This is a genomic window from Neptuniibacter sp. 2_MG-2023, from assembly GCF_030547495.1.
In the GTDB taxonomy this organism is placed as follows: domain Bacteria; phylum Pseudomonadota; class Gammaproteobacteria; order Pseudomonadales; family Balneatricaceae; genus Neptuniibacter.
This window is the reverse complement of sequence record NZ_JAUOQC010000008.1, coordinates 121,886-138,639: the sequence shown is the minus strand read 5'-3', so window position 1 is coordinate 138,639 and position 16,754 is coordinate 121,886. Positions and strand designations below refer to the sequence as shown.

Here is a 16,754-nt window from a genome sequence, read left to right as displayed (position 1 = left end):
CGTTTAATCTCTAGCCCAATCAAACGGGCAATCTACACAGCCTTCCATATATGTAGCTTGAAATGAGGCATAACGTTTCTGTACGCCCGTGAATATAGCGTTTTCTAGTGACGCGCCATTCAGTTTTGCTTCTTGCAGATTGGCATTTTCTAAATTGGCACCGGTTAGAATTGTTTTAGTCATCCATGCCATTTCTAAGTTAGCCGCTCGTAACACCGCCCCCTCAAATTTAGCGTTACTTAATCTGGAAAACTCTAAATTTGCACCATACAGATTAGCGTTGTTAAAGTTCGCGCCTTGACCAAAAAGCGTCCAGCCATTAATGGCTTCTAAGTTTGCAGATGAAAGGTTAGCGCCTTTTACTGAAGCGTGTCGCATATCAGCACGTGCTAGATTTGCTCCCGATAAGTCCGCTTTGCCTAGGTTTGCATTTTTTAAGATTGCATGACGTAAGTCGGCTCCTGATAGGTTCGCGCCGCTTAGGTCTGCGTTACGAAGATCAACGAGTCTTAAATCTGCACCGGATAGATCCATATTTGCACATTGCGCTTTAGGTTCTATTTTACAGCCATTGATAACCATCTCGTCTGCAAAAAGATTGGATGCGCAAAATAAGAGACCAATAGGGATAATAAATTTCATGTGTGCTCCAAAAAAAAGCCCTCTTATCATAGTGATGAAAGAGGGCTATATAGATAGATTAGAATCTATTTAAATAAAGCGAAAAACTAATTGTTATTTAGTCTTTAGTTTAAACGCCCAGAATGAACCACCTTGCGAAACAGGCTTAGTCAAGTCAGCCATATCGCCACCCCATAGAGGTACAGCACCACCGTAACCGCTTGCGATACCGATATACTGCTCACCATCCTGAGTCCAAGTTACAGGAGAGGATACAATCCCTGAACCTGTCTGGAACTTCCATAGTTCCTTACCTGTTTTAGCATCAAATGCTTTTAAGTAACCTTCGCCAGTACCGGTAAAGATAAGGTTACCTTTAGTGGCAAGAACCCCTGCCCATAATGGTAATTTTTCTTTGTGAGTCCATGCGATTTTGCCTGTTTTAGGATCAACCGCACGAAGCACACCAACATGGTCTTCATACATCTTACGAATACGGAAACCTTGGCCTAAGTATGCTGCACCTTTTTTGTAGTGAACTTCCTCAGTCCAGTAGTCTTCTTTCCAGTGGTTAGCACCTAGATAGAAGAGGCCTGTATCTTGGCTATAAGCCATAGGGTTCCAGTTTTTACCGCCCAAGAAAGGAGGTGATACTTCTACAGACTTACCTTTTTTCTTGCCTGCTTCAGGTAGAGGAGGGCGCTGACCTTCAACTTCTACTGGACGGCCAGTTTTAGGGTCGATATGTGTTGCCCAAGTGATATTATCAACAAATGGGAAGCCACGAATGAAGTCACCATTCTCACGGTTTACTACATAGAAGAAACCGTTACGGTCAGCATGACCTGTTGCTTTAATAGTTTTACCGTTATCTTTGTACTCAAAAAGTACTAATTCGTTATTACCGGAGAAATCCCAAGCATCGTTAGGTGTATGCTGGTAGAACCATTTAACTTCACCTGTAGATGGATCAACGGCAACCTGACCTGATGTGTATAAGCTATCGTAATCAGCTGGATTGCCACCTGGTGATGTTCTCGCCCAGCCATTCCAAGGAGCAGGGTTACCCGCACCTACGATAATAGTGTTGGTTTCTACGTCAAAGCTAGCTGATTGCCAAGGGGCACCACCACCATGACTCCATGCTTCAACTTTACCTGTTGGTGAATTTGGATCATCAGGCCAAGAAGGTGCTTTTGGATCGCCAGTAGGTGAGCCTTTTTTACCATTTAGGCGGCCATAATGTCCCTCTACGAAAGGACGCATCCAAATCTCTTCGCCTGTCATTGGATCGCGTGCAAACAATTTACCAACTACACCGAACTCATCACCAGATGATCCATGAATCAAAAGAACTTTGCCTGTTTTCTGATCTTTAATGATCGTCGGCGCGCCAGTCATTGTGTAGCCTTCGGTATGATCACCGAATTTTTTCTTCCATTTAACTTTACCGGTCTTCTTATCAAGCGCAACGATAGCCGCATCTAGAGTACCGAAGTAAACAAGATCACCGAAAATAGCAGCACCACGGTTAACTACATCACAGCAAGGACGAATGTCGTCCGGTAGGCGATAAGAGTATGACCAGATTTTTTTACCTGTTTTAGCATCTACGGCAAATATGCGTGAATAAGAACCTGTAATATAGATGATGCCATCATGTACAAGTGCTTGTGATTCTTGACCGCGCTGCTTCTCATCGCCAAAAGAGAATGACCATGCAGGAACAAGGGCGTCTATATTTTTATCGTTGATTTTAGTTAAATCACTCCAGCGTTGAGCTTTTGGTCCTATACCGTAACCAAGAACATCTTCTGGAGTGTTGGCATCATTCTTAATGTCATTCCAAGTGACAGGTTTAGCAATTGCTGTAGTAGCTGCGAGCGACAAAGTGATCGCAACACATAAAGGCTTGATTCCCGTTCCTATTATTTTTGTCATTTTTATAAACCCTGTAAACGAATAGCGTTTTATTTTTTTGTAAATTGAGCACTGAGATTCTAGTTTTGCCAGCAGAGATGCGGCTACGGAAACAAGCCCAAGTAACATGGGATCGAAGCCCTTCCTTAAGGGAAATATGCCTCTCAATATCGGGATATTTTCGCGAGAAAAAGCGAAAAACTAATACTTTGCTAAAGCGCATAAGTTATTGATAAAGAAACACCCTAATGAATTTGTATGTTTTATTTATCTTGCATTCAGTTGCTGGGTGATAAGTTGAAAGGGCATGAAATATAAGGCTGAGCTGAATGATTACAGTTAAAAGAGGTCATAGAAGGTATCAATATCAAGTTGCCAGCTTTGTAGAAAAGAGCTCTTCCTCGGCGGGACTTCCATTCTTTTAGTTTGAATAGGAGGTATAAAATACCATTTCAGTAATGGAGAATCATTCGCATTTATATCTGACAACTTAGAACTTTGGTTCTATTTGTCTAGGCGAGAATATAGCACTTAAGTACTGCTGTGTAGGTGGTTTGATACCAAGGGAGTAGTTTTTGGAACCCAAAGTACAATTCTTGCTGATTTTGCACTAGCAATATCATATAGGGAGAACGGCTGAAGTGGGTGACTTCTGCCAATAACTAAGAATTCTCGCCGGCTGCGATTAGGAAGATTGCAAAGAGTAGAGCCTGGTCTTTATCGACACAGTGTTATACCAGGCAAGGCGGACCGTATAAAAACTAAGTGGTGAATAAAGATGTCTATCAATAAAAAAATATTAGGGTTAACGACAGCGGGAATGCTTACGGCAGTTCTATCTGGCCAAGTAATGGCGCACGGTGATGTAACACCACAGGCTGTTGATGTAACAGGTCTTAAAATGCTAGGGGAAGAGTGGTTAGAGTCCAATCCCTATACGCCTGACTATGAAAACCATAAGCTTGCAGTAGAGATCGGTACATCTGCTTACACTCAAAACTGTGCACGTTGTCATGGTCTTGATGCTATTTCTGGTGGTATTGCACCGGATCTACGTTATTTAGAACCAGGTCTTGAAGGCGATGAATGGTATAAATATCGCGTAATCAATGGTGCTGTACGTGATGGCCGTGTTTACATGCCTAAAATGGCAGACTCACTTAGCCAAGAAGCCTTATGGGCAATCCGTGCATACCTAGAGACTCGTGCTACTGATGAATAAACATAGCCTATTTTGCGCTACTGTTTTCACTTGCGCCAGCCTGCTTAGCAGTCTGGCGCAAGCTCGTTATTATGACGATGTAATAGATAGCGGTTATTTGACGGTTGGTTTTTATCGGGACTTCCCTCCTTATTCTTATATAGAAGATGGAGAGGCTGTAGGTGTTGATGTTGAAGTTGGTAAGCGTATAGCTGAAGGCTTAGGTGTTGATTTCAAGACCCATTGGATTACCCCCGATGAAAACCTTGAAGACGATCTGCGAAATAATGTTTGGAAAGGGCATTATCTAGACAAAAATGAGGAGCAAGGGGCGCTAGCACTTAAAAACGTAGCTGATGTAATGATGCGTGTTCCTTATGATCGTGAATTTGCCTACATGCAAGATTCCACTGGTGCTGTTATTAACGACATGGTGGTCATGTTTGGTCCGTACCAGCGCGAAAGCTGGAAGGTGACTTACGATAGTAGGAAAATCGAAAACGTCTCAACAGTGGCTGTTTTTCAATACCACCCTATAGGTGTTGAAATCGATAGTCTGCCAGACTTTTATCTAACGTCTGCTTTTGGTGGCCGTATGCGTGATAAAACGCATCACTACACAAATGCACGTGAAGCCTTTAAAGGGATGCAAAAAGGTGAAGTTGATGCCGTGATGGCAATGAGGGCAGAGGTTGACTGGTTAGTTAATAAAGCCGGTGATCCTAACTTTAAATTTGCTACAAACAGCTATCCTTCTATGGGTAAGCAGAAATGGGATATTGGTATGGCGGTTAAAACTAGCTATCGCCAGTTAGGTTATGCCATCGAAGAGGTTGTTGACAAAATGGTCCGCAACGGTGATATGGCTAAAATCTACCAATCCTATGGTTTAACCTATGAAAAGCCAGCTCTGTATCAAGAGGTTGCTAAATAATAGGGACCTTGAGTGACGACTTGAACTAATAAAAAAATAATAAGGGGTCTAAATATGAAGCGTAAACTATCAGCCTTAGTGTTAAGTGCTGTCATATCATTTCCAGCCTATGCTGTTACGGACCCCTTAGAGTCCCCTTTATGGGACTATCTTCGAGAAAAATTTATTGGTAATGATAAATACGTATTTGATGATCGTATAAAAGTCGAACTACCAAGCTTTGCTGAAGACCCTACACAAGTTCCTATGACGATTGACGCGAGTGCGTTAAGTGGTGATATTGAACGTATTGTTTCTTGGGCAGATCTAAACCCCATTCAACATATTCTTACCTACTACCCTCATCCTGAAATAGTTCCTAGAGTTTCTTTACGAATTAAAGTGCAGCAAAGCACCGCTGTAAGAGCTGCCGTATTGACTAAAGATGGTGTTTGGCATGTAGGCGGCAGCTATCTAGAAGCTGCAGGTGGCGGTTGTTCAACGCCAAGTATGGCTAATGCAGATCCTTACTGGGAAAGTCATCTAGGTGAAATGAAAAGCCGACTCTTTCCGAGAGAGGAGGGTGGACGCTATAAATTCAAAGTTATTCACCCAATGGATACAGGGTTAGTTGACGCAATACCTGAATTTTACATTGAAAAAATTGCTGTTCGTGATGCCGAAGGTGAGCAATTAGCACATATGGAGCTATCACCTCCAGTGAGTGAAAATCCGGTTATCTCCTTTGATGTTCGTGATGCCACTAAAAAGCACAGTGTCTGGTTAAGAGACAATGGCGGCAACGAATTTGAGCAAGAACTTTAAAGTTCAGGAGTATTGCTAATGATCAGCAAAAAAACACTTGTAGCAAGTTTATTATTTATAGCTGGGCCTGTGTTAGCGGCACCTTTTAGCTATGATTTAAAACCACAAAAAATAACTGATAATACGTGGGTCTTGCAAGGTAAGCTTGAAGACTTCTCCAATAAAAATGGAGGAAATATTGTCAATACAGGGTTTGTGGTGACCGAAGAAGGTGTTGTCGTTATAGATACCGGCCCTTCGTTAAAATACGGCAAAGAGATGCGCAAGGTCATCGAATCGGTGACGGATAAGCCAATTAAGTATGTATTTAATACCCATCATCACCCTGATCACTTTTTAGGGAATCAAGCGTTTAAAGATCTTGAGATACTTTCGCTTCCTAAAACACAGCAACAGATCAAGAGCGACGGTAATGACTTTGCAGAAAATATGTATAGCTTAGTCGGGGATTGGATGCGATCTACAGAAGTCTTTCTGCCAACAAAAACATTAGACATCGATCATTTGGACTTAGGTAGCCATCGTTTTAAGTTTAGTGCTTTTACGGGGCATACGGGTTCGGATTTGGTTATATACGATGAAAAAACAGGGGTGCTTTTTGCTTCTGACATTGTTTTTTATCAGCGCGCCTTAACAACGCCGCATACACCTGGGTTAGGTGTTTGGATTGATGAAATCAATCAGCTTAAAAATTATAAGTATAAATATCTAGTCCCTGGGCATGGCCCTGTCACTATGGATGACCGTCCGCTGGAGCAGATGACGTCATACTTGAAATGGCTTGATAAAACATTAACTGAGTCTGCTAAGGCAGGTTTGAGCATGACTGAAGTGATTAAGCTGCCAATAAGTGCGGAATTTGACTCAATTAAATTGACTAAACTTGAGTTCATTAAGACGGTTGCCCACCTATATCCCAAATACGAAGACTTGTATTTTTAATTACCCCGGCGCCTTTCCCGTCTATCTATAAAATCCTCCCAAAAGTAGCTTCATCAGATCCTTACCCTATACAGCAGCTGAAAGGCTGCTAACTTATTGTATTAAAAGAAATAAATAAAACAGATTGGTTGTATTTGTATTTCTTGTATTTCTGGTATTACTACTAAGTGATGACAAAACTACTTCCGCTGTTTAATTGTTGAAAAAGCGGTAAAGAAAAACAATGTGTGCATGGATTGGGAATTTTTCCCGACTCTCTCTGAACGCTAATAATAAATATCCGTAGAGGAGCGTACAATGAAGAAATTCACTCTGTCAGCCTTAGTTGCAGCAATGGCTATTGCTGGCACGGCTCAAGCTGGTGTTACTGATAAAGATATCCTTAACGACCAGATGACAACAGGTGATGTATTGACTTACGGCATGGGCCTTCGTGGTCAACGCTATAGTCCAATGGACAAAATCAATACAGAAACAGTTAAAGATATGCGTCCCGTTTGGGCGTTTTCTTTCGGTGGTGAAAAACAGCGCGGTCAAGAATCTCAGCCGATGGTTAAAGATGGCGTAATGTACGTTACTGCATCTTACTCTCGCGTATTCGCTGTTGACACTAAAACAGGTGAAGAGCTATGGGAATACAATGCACGTCTACCTGACGGCATTATGCCTTGCTGTGACGTTATCAACCGTGGTGTTGCACTATATGATGACCTTGTTATCTTCGGTACGCTCGATGCTAAACTTGTTGCCCTAAACAACAAGACCGGTAAAGTCGTTTGGAAGAAAACAGTTGAAGATTACAAAGCGGGTTACTCCATTACTGCAGCGCCAATTGTTGTAAGAGGCAAAGTAATCACAGGTGTATCTGGTGGTGAATTTGGTATCGTTGGTAAAGTAGAAGCTTACGATGCTAAAACAGGTAAACTTGCTTGGACTCGTCCTACAGTTGAAGGCCACATGGGCTACATCTGGAAAGATGGCAAGAAAGTGGAAAACGGTATTTCCGGTGGTGAAGCAGGCAAAACATGGCCTGGTGACCTTTGGAAAAGCGGTGGTGCTGCTACATGGTTAGGCGGTACTTATGATGCAGACGTTGATCTACTATTCTTCGGTACAGGTAACCCTGCTCCTTGGAACTCTCACCTACGTCCTGGTGATAACTTGTTCTCATCTTCTCGTCTAGCGATTGATCCTGATACAGGTAAAATTGTATGGCATTTCCAGACTACTCCACACGATGGCTGGGATTACGATGGTGTAAACGAGCTAGTTTCTTTTGATTATAAAGAGGGTGGCAAAACAGTTAAAGCGGCAGCAACAGCTGACCGTAACGGTTTCATGTATGTCTTGAATCGTGAAAACGGTGATTTTATCCGTGGTTTCCCATTTGTAGACGAAATCACTTGGGCTAAAGGTCTAGATCCTAAGACGGGTCGTCCAATTTATGATGAAGCATTCCGTCCAGGTAACCCTGCTGAATCTAAAGATGGCAAGAAAGGTAGCTCTGTACACGCTGTCCCAGGTTTCTTGGGTGGTAAAAACTGGATGCCTATCTCTTACAGCCAAGATACAGGTCTGTTCTATGTACCATCAAACGAATGGGCGATGGATATCTGGAATGAGCCAACAGCTTATAAGAAAGGTGCTGCTTACCTAGGTGCTGGGTTCACGATTAAACCAATGAACGACGATTACATTGGTGTTATGCGTGCGATGGATCCAAAAACTGGTAAAGAAGTATGGCGCTACAAAAACTACTCTCCTCTATGGGGTGGTGTGCTATCTACTAAAGGTAACTTAGTATTCTTCGGTACACCTGAAGGTTACTTGCTTGGTCTAGACGCTAAGAACGGTGAAGTTAAATACAAATTTAACACGGGTTCAGGCATCGTAGGCTCTCCAATCACTTGGGAACAGGATGGTTCACAGTACCTATCTGTCGTTTCTGGTTGGGGTGGTGCAGTACCTCTATGGGGTGGTGAAGTGGCTAAACGTGTTAAACACCTTAACCAAGGTGGCACAGTTTGGACATTCAAACTACCTTAGTAATTCTTCGGAATTACGACTAAGCACTGTAACCAGTGCTTAGCCTGTCCCAGCATAAAAAGCCAACTTATTTAAGTTGGCTTTTTTTTGTTTAAAGTACGGCTAATTTAGGCGATAGCAGGCGTGAATATTGCGACTTGTACTTGTGATTAATAGGTCTGATATCCTAAATAGAAGCTGCGATTTAAAGAGAAATAACATAAAAAACCGACAGGGTATGACTGTCGGTGATTGGATGGCTTTGCTTAAAGTATTTTTCTGGTTAAACCAAACCTATAATGCTGTTAAACGCGATAACTACTCTGTCTTTTTGCCCGAAGTAGGGCAGTGCAGAGTGTTTTAGGTAGGAGGGAAAGATAACTATTTGCCCCTCAACTGGCTCAAAATCCCAAAAGCCCTGTTCACCTAAGTAAGCCGTACCGGCATCGGCATAATGGTCAGCATTAATTCGCGGGTCATAAAAGCGATTAACGCCATTACGAGAGTTTAATTCACACTCGCCAGAGTCCAGATAATAGATTCCGCACCAAGAGCAATTAGGGTGGGAATGAATATCATGGTATCCGCCATTTCTTGTAACGTGAAACCATGATTCAATAATAGTTGCATCACCTTCCGTGCCTTCTGGCCAGCAACCGCTGTTTACTTCGGTCACTACCGCTGAAAGCAGTTCCTCAAGCATTCGACGGGCTTCAATGATTGCCGGAGAATCCGCCTCAAGAAAATTCAATTTGCTTTCAAATAGCTGATGTTTAGCGGTTATTGCTACATGGCTATCAATCGCATGGGATTGGTTTTTTTGATACTCATAAATATAAGCCAACAAATCGTCTTTGATAAATTCATGATCCGGATTTGTAGTGACGAAGAGTGGGGATGTCCATGCGTTAATGGACTCTATATCAGGGGCTTGGGAATACATTGTGACTACCTAATGAGTATAAGTCGCTCTATTGTAAAGAGTGTATATGTATATATCTATTGATATGCGGCGCCTCGGAATAAGTTATTACTTAGATCAAGAAGGCATAGAGAGACTACCGCATAAAAAGCATAGGTGTTTACTGATTTGAATTGGAGCTTGCTGAAGAGCCAACCCAGCTAGCCTCTAGCTCATAAGAGATTGAGCGGGCTAAACCATCCAAATCAGGGAAGAGCGTTGCATGGCTAATATTCATTCGATAGAGTGCTTCCATCGCTTCAGACCTTATCTCATTAGGTATGATGATTTTGGCAAGAATAATATCGTTATAATCGTAATTAGTTAATAACTCAGCGACAGATACATCAATCTTCCCAGGGATAATAAAAGTCCCTGCTTGCGCAACAATACGACGGTCCATAGACCAAGGCTCTCCAGGCCACACCACAGGGTATTGGTTGGATAGGTAATACTTGTGCAGCAGGTCATGGTTACGAGGGTCTATGGCATCTCTTGTTTGCTCAGGAAAGCCCGGTGGGGTTGCTTCATGCCAAAGTGCGGGAGTGTTTACTGCATAGACTGCAGCCGTTGTTGTGCTGGAGTGGAGAGCGAAGTAACTAGCAACATAAGGAGATTTAGTGAAATCTAATAACCTAGTCGGTGCGCCATGATGCTGCATTAGCGCCAAACAACGGAAATCATCATCTAAAGCCGATGTATCATTTAAAAAGTAATGGGCTTTGCGTTTAAATACACGTATTGCTCTTCCTTCTTGCTCTGCCCAGCGATCTTTAGGGACGAATTGTTTAAGTCGTCGAGTCAGCGAACTTTCTAAATCCCAAGAGGCATCACATTGACCGCGAAACGCCCATCCACGAAGTTCTTCCGATTCCACTAAAGCCAAAAACTCTTGCCAGCTTGCTACTTCATATAGCTTTGTCACTTTATTGCTCCAGCCCAAAAAAGGGGTGCCAATTAGGCGTTTATATCCCTGAAAACAGTTAATGTACACAAAGTGCAGTAATGAGCACTAAATCTTAATAAATCATCATATTCTTATTTATAGTGAATAAAAAATATAAAGCAAATTAATAAACTATTATTTATCATATAGTTATGGTTATATTTTGTGTCAGAAAGGTGATGAGCCGCTTTGCGTATGTGGAGCGGGGGCCTCGATAACTACTACCAAATAAGTATTTTTTTGATGCCAAGGAATGATACCTGTGCTTCTTGATGGGTCGCTAATATGGGTATGTAAAAATAACCATACTGTCCAACACTCCTGACAGTAGATAAAAACAAGAGGCATTTAGAAGATGATTTACGCTAAGCCAGGTACAGACGGCGCTGTAGTTTCTTTCAAAGAACGTTATGGAAACTTCATCAATGGCCAGTGGGTTGCACCCATTAACGGACAATATTTTACGAATCACACGCCAGTAACAGGCGAAGCTATCTGCGAAATCCCACGCTCAACGGAAGAAGATATCAATGCTGCTATTGATGCAGCAGAAGCAGCTAAAGGTGCTTGGGGCAAAGCTTCTACAGCAGAACGCTCAGGTGTTCTACTTAAAATTGCTGATCGTATTGAAGAGCACCTAGAACGTCTAGCTGTTGCTGAAACATGGGATAACGGTAAAGCAGTACGTGAAACACTTGCTGCCGATGTACCTCTAATGGCGGATCATTTTCGTTATTTTGCTGGTTGTATCCGCGCACAAGAAGGTTCAATCGGTGAAATCGACGAAACGACTGTTGCTTATCACTTCCATGAGCCTCTAGGTGTTGTTGGTCAGATCATTCCTTGGAACTTCCCATTGCTAATGGCTGCTTGGAAAATTGCTCCAGCGCTTGCAGCAGGTAACACAATTGTTCTTAAGCCAGCTGAACAGACACCTGTTTCTATCCTTATCTTGATGGAATGTATTGGTGACCTTCTACCAGCAGGCACACTAAACATCGTTAACGGTTTTGGTGCTGAAGCAGGCCAAGCGTTAGCATCTAGCACACGTATTGCTAAAATCGCCTTCACTGGTTCTACACCAGTAGGTTCGCATATCATGAAATGTGCTGCTGAAAACATCATTCCTTCTACGACTGAGTTAGGTGGTAAGTCTCCAAACGTATTCTTCAAAGACGTGCTAGCTCAAGAAGATGAGTTTGTTAGCAAAGCGATTGAAGGTGCGGTACTTGCTTACTTCAACCAAGGTGAAGTATGTACTTGTCCATCACGTATTCTTGTTCAAGAAGATATCGCTGATGAATTCATCGCTAAAGTTATTGAGCGTGCTGGCCAGATCAAACGTGGTAACCCACTTGATACTGAAACTATGGTTGGTGCACAGGCGTCTCAAGAACAGTTCGACAAGATCCTAGGTTACATGGATATCGGTCGTGAAGAGGGTGCTGAAATCCTAATGGGTGGCGGTATCGAGAAGCTGGAAGGTGAATTTGGTTCTGGTTACTACATCCAGCCAACATTGATCAAAGGCACAAACGATATGCGTGTCTTCCAAGAAGAGATCTTTGGCCCAGTTGTTGCCATCACTACTTTCAAAGACGAAGCAGAAGCGCTAGCAATTGCTAACGATACTGAATTCGGTCTTGGTGCTGGTGTATGGACTCGTGATACTAACCTTGCATACCGTATGGGTCGTGGTATCCAAGCGGGTCGTGTTTGGATGAACTGCTACCACTTGTACCCAGCTCATGCAGCATTCGGTGGTTACAAGAAGTCAGGTGTAGGTCGTGAAAACCATAAGATGATGCTTGATCATTACCAGCAGACTAAAAACATGTTGGTAAGCTATAGCGCTAATCCTCTAGGCTTCTTCTAAGTAGGAAGCTTTTCGGACGATAGTTTACCTATCGTCCATAGCTATTCATTTAGCTTCTTGCATTATTGCGGCCCTATAAGGGCCGCTTTTTTATGTCTGAGGGTTTATTCAAATAACTCCTACTTTGGTGCTTTTCTTTTTCCCGAAAATCAAGAAAATTGACCTTTAATGTTAAGCTCGTCTCATATTATTAAAGGGAGTCATGACTGTGCGTAAATTGTTATCTATCCTGATTACACTTTTTGCTATTGAAGGCCACGCTGCGGTACAGGACTATCAAGTAATTCGCCTTGTCGCGATGAAATCTGATTGCATAAAGAATGACCTTCTTCGCACTGAACGATCTGACGGGAGTATTGAGTTTTTTATCTCCTGTAAAAATTTAAGCCACTACCCTGATGGTCTGCAAGTTACCTGTAGCAACGTTGAAGATGAGCGAAGCTGTAAGATCAAAACAGAAGCTAAGCAGTTTAATAACCTTAAATTATTACAAAGCGCTGAGTGAGGAGATTAACTGTGGAACGCAAGTGGCCAGCTCCAATAATTGTACTCGCTTTAACGGGCTCTTTAAGTGCGCAGCTTTATGCAAACCCGATCACTAAAGCCTTTAATCAATGTAAAACTATTGAGGATAAGGATCAGCGGCTTAGTTGTTATGATAGCTTAGTGATTGAAGATTTAATGGTTAGCAATGAGCCCCAGTTTTCCGGTAAACATACTCTCAAAACTGAGCTATTCACCCTTACTGGCCCCACCCAGATTCGCTTTCAAAGTGACGGTTCTATCTTTGTTATGGCGATCTATAACGAAGAGGGCGATGTTGTTGAGAATCTTCATATTGGCGGAGGCGGGGAGGATAGTTATGTTTTAGAGCAGCCCGGACGCTATTATTTACAGGTTAACGGTTCAACAACATGGCGAGTGTGGTTAGAACCTCCACCAGCATAGATAAAGATGATAAAGGTATGCATGAGCCTATAGATCGAAGACTTTACCTGGGTTCATAATATTTTTGGGATCTAAGGCCATTTTTATCGTTTTCATGACATCTATTGATGTTGCATGTTCCAGCTTTAGAAACTCCTTTTTACCTAAGCCAATTCCATGTTCTCCTGTACAAGTTCCACCTAAGTTAAGTGCGGTATTAACTACCTGAGATGATAACTGTTTAGCCCGCTCAATTTGATCACGGCTAGTTGGGTCCATCACTATCAATAGATGGTAGTTACCATCCCCAACATGGCCAACAATAGTACACTGCAGTCCGCTTGCCTCAGCATCTTGCTCTGCCTGCAATATGCTTTTTGCCAATTTAGATATAGGCACACAAACATCGGTTGTAAGTACTTTACTGTTGGCTTGTAACTGCTGAGTCGCATGATAAGCGTGATGACGGGCGCTCCAAAGCAGATTGCGCTGCTCCGTTGTTTCTGCCCATTTAAATTCACTGCCTCCAAATTCACCGCTTATATCTTTAAATAAATTAATTTGTTCAGCTACACTCTTTTCTGTGCCATTAAACTCAATAAAGAGAGTCGGTTTTGCTTCAAACCCTTCAAGCTTTGAATATTGGATACAAGCCTTCATCTGCAGACTATTAAGTAATTCAATTCTGGCCATAGGGATCGCCATCTGCATAGCGTTAATCACTGTATCGACTGCCGATGCCACAGTATCAAAACTACAGACTGCAGCCTTTATTGTTTCGGGGACGGGATGTAAGCGTAACTGCACCTCAGTAATTACTGCCAAGGTGCCTTCTGAGCCTACCAAAAGCTGTGTAAGGTCATAACCTGCAGAACTCTTCCTTGCTCGTGAACCGGTTTTAATCACCTCGCCTGAGGCCATAACGGCGGTTAAACCAATAACCGCATCTTTCATTGTTCCGTATTTAACCGCATTAGTGCCTGAAGCCTGAGTGGCAGCCATACCACCAATTGACGCGTTAGCGCCGGGATCTATAGGGAAAAACAACCCGTCATAACGCAAGGCCTTATTAAGCTGCTCTCGAGTTACGCCTGCTTGAACACGACAATCCATATCGGGCGCATTAATTTCTATAATTTGATTCATTTCAGATAGATCTATAGATATCCCACCTTTAACCGCAAGTAAGTGTCCTTCAACGGAGGAACCTGCGCCAAAAGGGATAACCGGAATCTTATATCTATTACAGAGTGTAACGATCTGAGCGATCTCTTCTGTGCTAAAGGGGTACATCACCGCATCAGGGGGAAGGTTGCCATAGCTGTCATCACCGCCGCCATGTTGTTCTCGTACGGTCTGTGATAAGTGAATACGATCACCGAAAGTAGTCGCAAGCTCATTAATAACTTTTTTAAGGTCAGCTTGAGAATAAGGCTTAATTGCACGCATAGGTGTCGCTTCTATATCTAAGTTAATGTTCTGCTATTAAATCAGGAAGCTTAAAATGATTAAAGTAGGGGAGGATAAACACTTAGGAGAGAGAAGTTAGGTGGGATGGCAGTCCGTTGCCCGTCCGGCGTTACTTATCCTTGAACATGAGTAAATTATATGGGTTCTATATGACAAAAAAGTGATGATTTAATTGCAAAGAAGTAAATTAAACTCCTCGGAGATAAGTGTTCGAACCTGTGTCGTCAATAAGCCCGCTGCTTCAGCGGTTTGAGTCTGCGGCAATAAGTGCTTAATACTTGTTGCCACTAAAGGGTCAAATTGCCGATTATTGCCTGCCCGTGTATAGAACTGATTAACCCAATAGGTTCCAGCAACGGCATCCGCTTCAACCATGAGCATCGCTTGTGCTAGCACACCCTGTTTTATCCCTTTTTTATTAGTCGGAGACACCATTATTTTTTGTGCTGTACCAGTTATTTTTAAGCCACCTATATTTAAATTATATCGACCATCACAATAGGAACCTGGCGTTTCTCCATACTCTGCAGAGAGGTTTAAACGTTGCAAGGCCCTTTTAATGGGCTCGCATAAAGCCATATAGATCTCATCAAGATCAAAATCATCATTACCCATTTTAGGGAAGATAATTGAGAAGTTAATAATACCTGGATGTAAAGGCACTGTTGTACCACCGCTATCGCGAACAATGACCGGCCATCCTTGCTCCTGTAATTCCATACAAGCCTGTTCAAAGGAAGGGAAGCGCGTCTCCTTTCTCGTTACCACTAAACATTGTGGAACCTCCCAGAGGCGCGCTGTTGCACCTCGCTTGCCGCACGCAACCTCTTTTAATAGTTCGCTATCCCTTTTTAAAGCGGCATGGGAACTGGCAGCAATAGGTTCATTAATTAGACGCCAGCGGGATTGCTTGCGGTAAATATCAAGGAAATCGTTATTTAAGCCCATAGGGAGATGTAAACTCTTTACAAAGTGACTCGTGTAATCTTGGTGTTATAAAACTTGTTCAGTTATTGGATAATGCTATGATCGCGCCTTAAACTCCAGCAGAACAACTAAGTGATATCCATGAATAAGCCGATTCCCGCCGCTAATGTCGATGATTTACAAACATGGGTGAAGTACAAAAGTAAAATGTGCGACTCCTGCAAAGGTACCTGTTGCAGCCTACCTGTCGAAGTGCGCTTCGCAGATCTTGTTCGAATGGGTGTGCTTGATGAGTTTGACGTACATGAACAACCTAAACGTCTAGCTAAAAGGTTGATGAAGGAAGGTATTGTTGGTCATTTTAATAACAAAACCGAAGTCTATACGCTCTCACGCTATGCCAATGACGATTGTATCTATTTAGAACAGAAAACCCGTCTATGTATTATCTATGAAAATAGACCCGATACCTGTCGTAAGCATCCAATGGTTGGTCCAAAGCCTAACTATTGCGCATACCAGCCTAAATAGACTAAGCAAAGATAATGACCGAGACTAAACTGCCCATTTTATACTCCTTCCGTCGCTGCCCCTATGCAATGCGAGCTCGGCTTGCTATAGCCTACAGTGGCATAAAGCTAGAGTTACGTGAAATAGTGCTCCGTAATAAGCCTGAAGAGATGCTAGCGATCTCTCCTAAAGGCACGGTCCCCGTTTTACAGCTACCTAGTGGCGAAGTGATCGATGAAAGCATTGATATTATGCGCTGGGCATTGGCTCAACATGATCCTAATGACTGGTACTCTGAGCCTTATATCCCAGCGATTGAGTCATTGATTACACAAAATGATGAATCGTTTAAGCCTTGGCTTGATCGTTATAAATATGCAGACCGATATCCAGAACAGTCTGAAACGTACTATCGGAACCAATGTGAAGCGTGGTTTAAAACATTAGAATCCCTATTAGAGGCTAACAAAGGATTCCTAGTAACCGATCAAATAACTTTAGCTGATATGGCGTTACTGCCATTTATAAGGCAATGTGCCCATGTGGATCTGGCTTGGTTTGAATCAACCCAATATACACAGCTTCAAAACTGGCTAAACCGTTTTAAAGACTCCGAGCTATTCAGCAACATTATGCAGAAATATCCAGCTTGGCAACGAGATGATCCTAAAACCCTTTTCCCTTAACATA

General features: G+C 42.5%; 16 protein-coding genes. 10 read left to right on the top strand and 6 right to left on the bottom strand.

The window, feature by feature from the left end; genetic code table 11:
* Positions 1-3 precede the first annotated feature (3 nt).
* Positions 4-642 (bottom strand): pentapeptide repeat-containing protein, encoded by a 639-nt coding sequence (locus Q4486_RS09820; protein ID WP_303519261.1) that lies wholly within the window; start codon positions 640-642, stop codon positions 4-6.
* 93 nt (positions 643-735) lie between these two features.
* Entirely contained in the window at positions 736-2,562 is a 1,827-nt protein-coding gene (locus Q4486_RS09815) for a PQQ-dependent methanol/ethanol family dehydrogenase (RefSeq protein WP_303519260.1), read from the bottom strand.
* Between the two features lie 757 nt (positions 2,563-3,319).
* On the opposite strand from Q4486_RS09815, the gene pedF reads away from it, so the two are divergent.
* The 5 genes from pedF to Q4486_RS09790 all read left to right on the top strand — a co-directional run bounded on the left by pedF (position 3,320) and on the right by Q4486_RS09790 (position 8,468).
* Positions 3,320-3,763: a cytochrome c-550 PedF gene (gene pedF / locus Q4486_RS09810; protein ID WP_303519258.1), complete on the top strand. Its 444-nt coding sequence runs from the start codon at positions 3,320-3,322 to the stop codon at positions 3,761-3,763.
* Positions 3,756-4,676: an ABC transporter substrate-binding protein gene (locus Q4486_RS09805; RefSeq protein ID WP_303519257.1), complete on the top strand. Its 921-nt coding sequence runs from the start codon at positions 3,756-3,758 to the stop codon at positions 4,674-4,676. Before pedF ends, Q4486_RS09805 begins: the two co-directional genes overlap by 8 nt.
* A 54-nt stretch (positions 4,677-4,730) precedes the next feature.
* The gene (locus Q4486_RS09800) at positions 4,731-5,480 is read left to right on the top strand and encodes a quinoprotein dehydrogenase-associated SoxYZ-like carrier (protein WP_303418028.1); all 750 of its coding nucleotides are present in this window, start codon (positions 4,731-4,733) and stop codon (positions 5,478-5,480) included.
* Positions 5,481-5,498: 18 nt separating this feature from the next.
* Positions 5,499-6,422 (top strand): quinoprotein relay system zinc metallohydrolase 1, encoded by a 924-nt coding sequence (locus tag Q4486_RS09795; protein WP_303418025.1) that lies wholly within the window; start codon positions 5,499-5,501, stop codon positions 6,420-6,422.
* A gap of 297 nt (positions 6,423-6,719) precedes the next feature.
* Positions 6,720-8,468, top strand: a complete 1,749-nt coding sequence (locus tag Q4486_RS09790) for a PQQ-dependent methanol/ethanol family dehydrogenase (protein WP_303519256.1) — start codon at positions 6,720-6,722, stop codon at positions 8,466-8,468.
* 262 nt (positions 8,469-8,730) lie between these two features.
* Here Q4486_RS09790 and Q4486_RS09785 read toward each other — a convergent pair whose 3' ends face one another.
* Entirely contained in the window at positions 8,731-9,390 is a 660-nt protein-coding gene (locus tag Q4486_RS09785) for a putative 2OG-Fe(II) oxygenase (protein WP_303519254.1), read from the bottom strand.
* 139 nt (positions 9,391-9,529) lie between these two features.
* Complete coding sequence (locus Q4486_RS09780) at positions 9,530-10,333, bottom strand: FRG domain-containing protein (RefSeq protein ID WP_303519253.1); 804 nt, start codon at positions 10,331-10,333, stop codon at positions 9,530-9,532.
* A 376-nt stretch (positions 10,334-10,709) separates the two neighbouring features.
* Between Q4486_RS09780 and Q4486_RS09775 the strand changes: the two genes are divergently transcribed.
* The 3 genes from Q4486_RS09775 (at position 10,710) to Q4486_RS09765 (ending at position 13,178) form a co-directional block, all read left to right on the top strand.
* Positions 10,710-12,230 (top strand): aldehyde dehydrogenase family protein, encoded by a 1,521-nt coding sequence (locus tag Q4486_RS09775; RefSeq protein WP_303418017.1) that lies wholly within the window; start codon positions 10,710-10,712, stop codon positions 12,228-12,230.
* Positions 12,231-12,438: 208 nt separating this feature from the next.
* Positions 12,439-12,735, top strand: a complete 297-nt coding sequence (locus Q4486_RS09770) for a hypothetical protein (RefSeq protein WP_303418016.1) — start codon at positions 12,439-12,441, stop codon at positions 12,733-12,735.
* 11 nt (positions 12,736-12,746) lie between these two features.
* Complete coding sequence (locus Q4486_RS09765) at positions 12,747-13,178, top strand: hypothetical protein (RefSeq protein ID WP_303418014.1); 432 nt, start codon at positions 12,747-12,749, stop codon at positions 13,176-13,178.
* Between the two features lie 27 nt (positions 13,179-13,205).
* Here Q4486_RS09765 and Q4486_RS09760 read toward each other — a convergent pair whose 3' ends face one another.
* Positions 13,206-14,606: an FAD-binding oxidoreductase gene (locus Q4486_RS09760; protein WP_303519252.1), complete on the bottom strand. Its 1,401-nt coding sequence runs from the start codon at positions 14,604-14,606 to the stop codon at positions 13,206-13,208.
* Between the two features lie 189 nt (positions 14,607-14,795).
* Positions 14,796-15,575: a hypothetical protein gene (locus Q4486_RS09755; RefSeq protein ID WP_303519251.1), complete on the bottom strand. Its 780-nt coding sequence runs from the start codon at positions 15,573-15,575 to the stop codon at positions 14,796-14,798.
* 120 nt (positions 15,576-15,695) lie between these two features.
* Between Q4486_RS09755 and Q4486_RS09750 the strand changes: the two genes are divergently transcribed.
* Both Q4486_RS09750 and Q4486_RS09745 read left to right on the top strand, forming a co-directional pair.
* Complete coding sequence (locus Q4486_RS09750) at positions 15,696-16,085, top strand: YkgJ family cysteine cluster protein (protein WP_303418008.1); 390 nt, start codon at positions 15,696-15,698, stop codon at positions 16,083-16,085.
* Positions 16,086-16,099: 14 nt separating this feature from the next.
* Positions 16,100-16,750, top strand: coding sequence for a glutathione S-transferase (locus tag Q4486_RS09745; protein ID WP_303519250.1), 651 nt, complete (start codon positions 16,100-16,102; stop codon positions 16,748-16,750).
* The last annotated feature ends 4 nt before the right edge of the window (positions 16,751-16,754 follow it).

Coding starts and splice junctions, on each gene's coding strand:
- Q4486_RS09820 (WP_303519261.1), bottom strand. CDS start 642: ATGAAATTTATTATCCCTATTGGTCTCTTATTTTGCGCATCCAATCTT.
- Q4486_RS09815 (WP_303519260.1), bottom strand. CDS start 2,562: ATGACAAAAATAATAGGAACGGGAATCAAGCCTTTATGTGTTGCGATC.
- pedF (WP_303519258.1), top strand. CDS start 3,320: ATGTCTATCAATAAAAAAATATTAGGGTTAACGACAGCGGGAATGCTT.
- Q4486_RS09805 (WP_303519257.1), top strand. CDS start 3,756: ATGAATAAACATAGCCTATTTTGCGCTACTGTTTTCACTTGCGCCAGC.
- Q4486_RS09800 (WP_303418028.1), top strand. CDS start 4,731: ATGAAGCGTAAACTATCAGCCTTAGTGTTAAGTGCTGTCATATCATTT.
- Q4486_RS09795 (WP_303418025.1), top strand. CDS start 5,499: ATGATCAGCAAAAAAACACTTGTAGCAAGTTTATTATTTATAGCTGGG.
- Q4486_RS09790 (WP_303519256.1), top strand. CDS start 6,720: ATGAAGAAATTCACTCTGTCAGCCTTAGTTGCAGCAATGGCTATTGCT.
- Q4486_RS09785 (WP_303519254.1), bottom strand. CDS start 9,390: ATGTATTCCCAAGCCCCTGATATAGAGTCCATTAACGCATGGACATCC.
- Q4486_RS09775 (WP_303418017.1), top strand. CDS start 10,710: ATGATTTACGCTAAGCCAGGTACAGACGGCGCTGTAGTTTCTTTCAAA.
- Q4486_RS09760 (WP_303519252.1), bottom strand. CDS start 14,606: ATGCGTGCAATTAAGCCTTATTCTCAAGCTGACCTTAAAAAAGTTATT.
- Q4486_RS09755 (WP_303519251.1), bottom strand. CDS start 15,575: ATGGGCTTAAATAACGATTTCCTTGATATTTACCGCAAGCAATCCCGC.
- Q4486_RS09750 (WP_303418008.1), top strand. CDS start 15,696: ATGAATAAGCCGATTCCCGCCGCTAATGTCGATGATTTACAAACATGG.
- Q4486_RS09745 (WP_303519250.1), top strand. CDS start 16,100: ATGACCGAGACTAAACTGCCCATTTTATACTCCTTCCGTCGCTGCCCC.